This is a genomic window from Aquabacterium sp. (assembly GCF_004297345.1).
GTDB lineage: Bacteria > Pseudomonadota > Gammaproteobacteria > Burkholderiales > Burkholderiaceae_C > Aquabacterium.
This window is the reverse complement of sequence record NZ_SCTN01000496.1, coordinates 1-4,484: the sequence shown is the minus strand read 5'-3', so window position 1 is coordinate 4,484 and position 4,484 is coordinate 1. Positions and strand designations below refer to the sequence as shown.

General features: G+C 60.9%; 4 protein-coding genes. All 4 read right to left on the bottom strand.

Annotation, left to right across the window (positions count from 1 at the left end; all coding sequences use genetic code 11):
• The coding region (locus EPO09_RS19095; RefSeq protein ID WP_290645614.1) for a M20/M25/M40 family metallo-hydrolase at positions 1–1,094 on the bottom strand (1,094 nt) is incomplete at its 3' end.
• A complete protein-coding gene (gene uraD, locus EPO09_RS19090; protein ID WP_290645612.1) occupies positions 1,091–2,872 on the bottom strand; it encodes a 2-oxo-4-hydroxy-4-carboxy-5-ureidoimidazoline decarboxylase in 1,782 nt (593 codons plus the stop codon). The genes uraD and EPO09_RS19095, both read right to left, overlap by 4 nt.
• Before the next feature lie 18 nt (positions 2,873–2,890).
• Entirely contained in the window at positions 2,891–3,871 is a 981-nt protein-coding gene (puuE, locus tag EPO09_RS19085; protein ID WP_290645609.1) for an allantoinase PuuE, read from the bottom strand.
• Between the two features lie 3 nt (positions 3,872–3,874).
• A partial coding sequence (locus EPO09_RS19080) for a GntR family transcriptional regulator (RefSeq protein ID WP_290645608.1) occupies positions 3,875–4,484 on the bottom strand: 610 nt, incomplete at its 5' end.

The following is a 4,484-nucleotide window of genomic DNA, read 5'->3' as shown; positions in this document are numbered from 1 at the left end:
TCGGTGTAAAGCGGCGTGCCGCTGGTGGGGATTGGTTCACCGAAGACGGCTTCGCCGTGCTTTTGCAAGGTCTGAACCAGTTGCTCGTTGCCTGGCAAAGGGCGCAGGGCGTTGGCCAGCAGCAGGCGCTTGATCTCGATGCGGATCCCTGGGAAGGTCGACGCTGAGTCCTGGATGATGCGCCGGATATCGGCCTCGACCTCAACCGGGTTCTCTTCGGGGATCATGCGGCGATCCAGCTTGAAGACAACTTTGCCGGGCACCACATTGGTGTTGGTGCCCCCTTCGATGCGGCCCACGTTCAGATAGGGGTGCTTGATGCCGGGCACGCCGGATGCGGTGCCCTGGTAAATCTTGTTTTGGGCATACAGGGCGTTGAGGATGGTGACGGCGCCTTGCAAAGCATCAATGCCCGTGTGCGGGATCGCCGCGTGAGCCATCTGCCCGTGCACGGTCACTTCCATTTGCAAGCAGCCATTGTGAGCCGTGACCACTTCGTAGCTGAAGCCTGCCGCGATCAACAAATCCGGTTTGGTCAGGCCTTGTTTGAGCAGCCACCCGGGGCCCAGTTCCCCGCCAAATTCTTCGTCGTAGGTGAAGTGCAGTTCGACTGAGCCCTTCAGCGCATGGCCCTCGTTTTGCGCAACCAGCGCCTCCAATGCACGAAGCGCAAAACTATAGGTGGCGAAGTCACTCTTGCTGACTGCTGCTGCACGACCGTAGAGTTGTCCATCCACCACCTCGCCTCCATAGGGGGCATGCGTCCAGCCTTCGCCTGGTGGGACCACATCACCGTGTGCGTTGAGCGCGATGGTGCGCCCGCCTTCTCCAAAGTGGCGTCGCACAATGAGGTTGGTGAGGCTTTGCAGGCCATAAGCTTTGACATCCGCTTGCGGCACAGGGTAGGCCTCGGCCTGCCAGCCAAATGCCTGGAGCAAGGATGCTGTGCGTTCGGCATGTGGCGCATTGTTGCCTGGCGGCGTGTCGGTGGGAACCTGTACCAAGGCCTGCAGAAAGCGCACTTCTTCATCGAAGTGTGCATCGATCCATTGATCGAGCCAGGTGTCGTGTGCAGTGGCTTGTAGGGTGCTCACAGTTGCTCCAGCAAGTGCATGAAGGCGTCCACGCAGTGTTGCGCGTCGTCGTTGGTGATGGTTTCCAGTGGGTTGTGGCTGATGCCGGCATTGCCGCCGCGCACAAAGAGCATGGCCTGTGGCATGCACTGGTGCAGCTTCATGGCGTCATGCCCCGCGCCGCTGGGCAACTTGAAAACAGGCAGGCCGGTGGCCAGGACTGCGGCCTCCCATCGCGCTTGTAAGGCCGGGTCAGACGGTGCGGCGCAGGCTTGCATGCTCAGCGTCAGCTCGTGGCGCAATCCACGGCGTTCGCAAATGGCCGCCAATTGCTTGAGTACATCTGCGGCCATCGCATCGCGCTGCGCATCGTCTGGTGCACGCAGGTCCAGCGTGAACTGGCATCGTCCTGGTACCACATTGACGGAGCCTGCAGGCACCTGCAATATGCCCACCGTACCGACTGATGGCCCCTTGGGGGAGTGGGTATCCCAGGACGCGCGTTGTTCTACATATAGCACCAGTTCAGCCACGGCTGCCGCGGCATCCTTGCGCCTGTCCATGGGGGTGGTGCCGGCATGGCTGGCTTGCCCGATGACCTCGCCTGCATAGCGCACGCTGCCATTGATGGCGGTGACCACACCGAGTGGTTGATCGATCTCATCAAGCCAGGGGCCTTGTTCGATGTGCACTTCAACAAAGCCCAGATAGCGAGCGGGATCGCGCTTCAAGGCTTGAATGTCTGGCAGCAGGGCGCTGTGGCCGGCGGCTTGCATGGCAGCACGCAAGCTGATGCCGTCTGCATCGACCTGATCGAGCCAGTCCGCCTGGAAGTCACCAACCAGTGCGCTCGATCCCATGAAGGTCGCCTTGAAGCGCTGGCCTTCTTCTTCCGCAAAGCCCACAACTTCGATACCTCGCTTCAGTCGCCGGCCCTGTTGATGCAACGTGCGCACGCACGCCATTGGCACCAAAATGCCCAGGCGGCCATCGTATTTGCCGCCGTTGCGAACCGTGTCGTAGTGTGAGCCGGTGAGCAGGCGCGGCGCATGGGCGTCCGTACCGTGATATACCCCCACGACATTGCCGACAGCATCCACACTCACGTCATCGAACCCACAAGTTTGCATCCATGACTTCAGTTGGGCCGCGCAGGCTTGATGCGCTGCCGTCATGTAGGTGACGGTCAGTTGATCGCGCTCGGCATAACCCGGCTCACTGTGCTGGGCCAGCGCCTCAGCCCAATCCCACACCAGATTGCCTTGATCGGGTTGGGTGTCGAACTTGTCGTGCAGGCGAATCTCGGCGATGCGATGGATGTTGCGCAGGCATTCGGCCAGTTCGAAATCAGCGGGGTTGTCCAGGCGGCGAGCAAAGGTTTCGATGATCTGCTGGCGCGTCAGTCCAGTGCCGCGCGGGCCTCTCACTGCCAAGATGAAGGGCCAGCAAAAACGCGCGTTGTAGTCGGCGTTGAGCTGCTGAAGGCGGGCGAATTCTGTTGCTGTGCAGTGGGTCAGGCCCGCACGGCTTTGTTCATGGGTGGATTCGATGGTCAGTTGGCCCGCAACGGCAGCTTTGCCAGCCAGTTCCGGGTGTGCACGAATCAACCCCTTTTGCCTCTCGGGCCCCGCATGGCGTACGACCCGTGCCAGGGCGTATTTCAATTGCGCCACGGTGCTGAACGGGCGCTGCGCCCAGGCCGCCTCGGCGATCCAGGGCGAGTGCTCGTAGATGCCTTCCAGCAACGCGACGAAGGCATCGCGTTGCGCCGCGTTGAGTTGATCAAGTGAGAGGCTCATATCGTGTGTGAAGCTCAATCAGGGCTGTGTAGTTGCCGCTGTGCCAGATGCAGGCCCTTGATACGGGTGCACGCGCTGCCAATGCCGGGCGATGTCAATGCGGCGGCATACCCAGACTTTGTCATGCTGCGCGACATGATCCAGAAATCGCTGGAAGGCTCTGAAACGCCCCGGACGACCCAGCAGCCTGCAATGCATGCCCACACTCATCATCTTGGGGGCGTTGTCGCCGGCGGGATCACCTTCGGCGTATAGCAGGTCGAAGGTGTCTTTCAGGTAGGTGAAGAAATCTTCGCCTTGCGCATAGCCCTGCGGCAGAGAGAAGCGCATGTCGTTGACGTCCAGCGTATAGGGCACGATCAGGTGCGGTACGGTCTGCCCGTCCGTGCGCTGGACTGTGGTCCACAAGGGTAGGTCGTCACCGTAGTAATCACTGTCGTACTCGAAGCCGCCATGGTCGGCCACCAGCCGCCGCGTATGAGGGCTGTCCCGACCGGTGTACCAGCCCCGTGCACGCTGGCCTGTCAGCTCCTCGATGATCTGCATGCCGATGCGCATGTGTTCGCGCTCGGTGGCTTCGTCCATGCCCTGGTAGTGAATCCAGCGCCAGCCATGGCAGGCGATTTCATGACCCAGTTCGACGAATGCCTGCGTCAGTTCGGGGTGCCGTTGTAGCGCCATGCTGACACCGAAAATGGTCAAGGGCCAGCCGCGCTTTTCAAATTCGCGCAAGATGCGCCAGACGCCCGCGCGCGAGCCGTATTCGTAGATCGACTCCATGCTCAGGTGCCTATCCGGGTAGGACGCAGGATTGAACATCTCACTGAGGAACTGCTCGCTGCCAGCATCGCCGTGCAGCACGCTGTTCTCGCCGCCTTCTTCGTAGTTCAACACGAACTGCACCGCGATGCGGGCGCCATCGGGCCAATTGGCGTGGGGCACCTTGCGGCCATAGCCAATCAGGTCGCGAGGGTAGGGCGAGGGCGTGTTCAAGTGCATGGCTCAGTTTCCAGGGATGGCATCGTTCAAGCGCAACGCTTCGGTGCGCGGGCGCTCGATGATGTGCCGTTCGACGGCATCAAGATGGTCATGGAGCAGTTTCAAGGCCAATTCGGTATCTCTGGATTCAATGGCTTTGAGCAGTTGCCGATGTTCGGCATTGGATGCTTGTGCGTTGTCTGCAGACTGGTACATCAAGGTGATCAGCGAGCAGCGCGACACCAACTCCTGCATCAACTCCACCAGGACCTGGTTACCTAACACGGCAGCGAGTTGCACATGAAAATCGAACAGCAGCTTGGTACGCGCCGGCACATCCTCGCGGCTGACCGCCTGACGTTCCGTCTTGACATGCGCCTTGAGGCTTCTGATGTCTGCCGGGGTGATGCGCCTGATCAACTCACGCAGCATTTGGGACTCGACCATCCTGCGCACGGCAAAGACCTCACGCGCCTCTCTCACCGACGGCGCAGCGATGAACGCACCACGAGCGGGCTCCAGGCGCACCAGTTTGAGTTCCGACAGGCGATACAGGGCCTGGCGCACAACGGTCCGTGACACGCCGAATCTGTCGCCCAACTTCTGCTCGACCAATTTGGCGCCAGGCAGCAGG

Coding starts and splice junctions, on each gene's coding strand:
- puuE (WP_290645609.1), bottom strand. CDS start 3,871: ATGCACTTGAACACGCCCTCGCCCTACCCTCGCGACCTGATTGGCTAT.
- uraD (WP_290645612.1), bottom strand. CDS start 2,872: ATGAGCCTCTCACTTGATCAACTCAACGCGGCGCAACGCGATGCCTTC.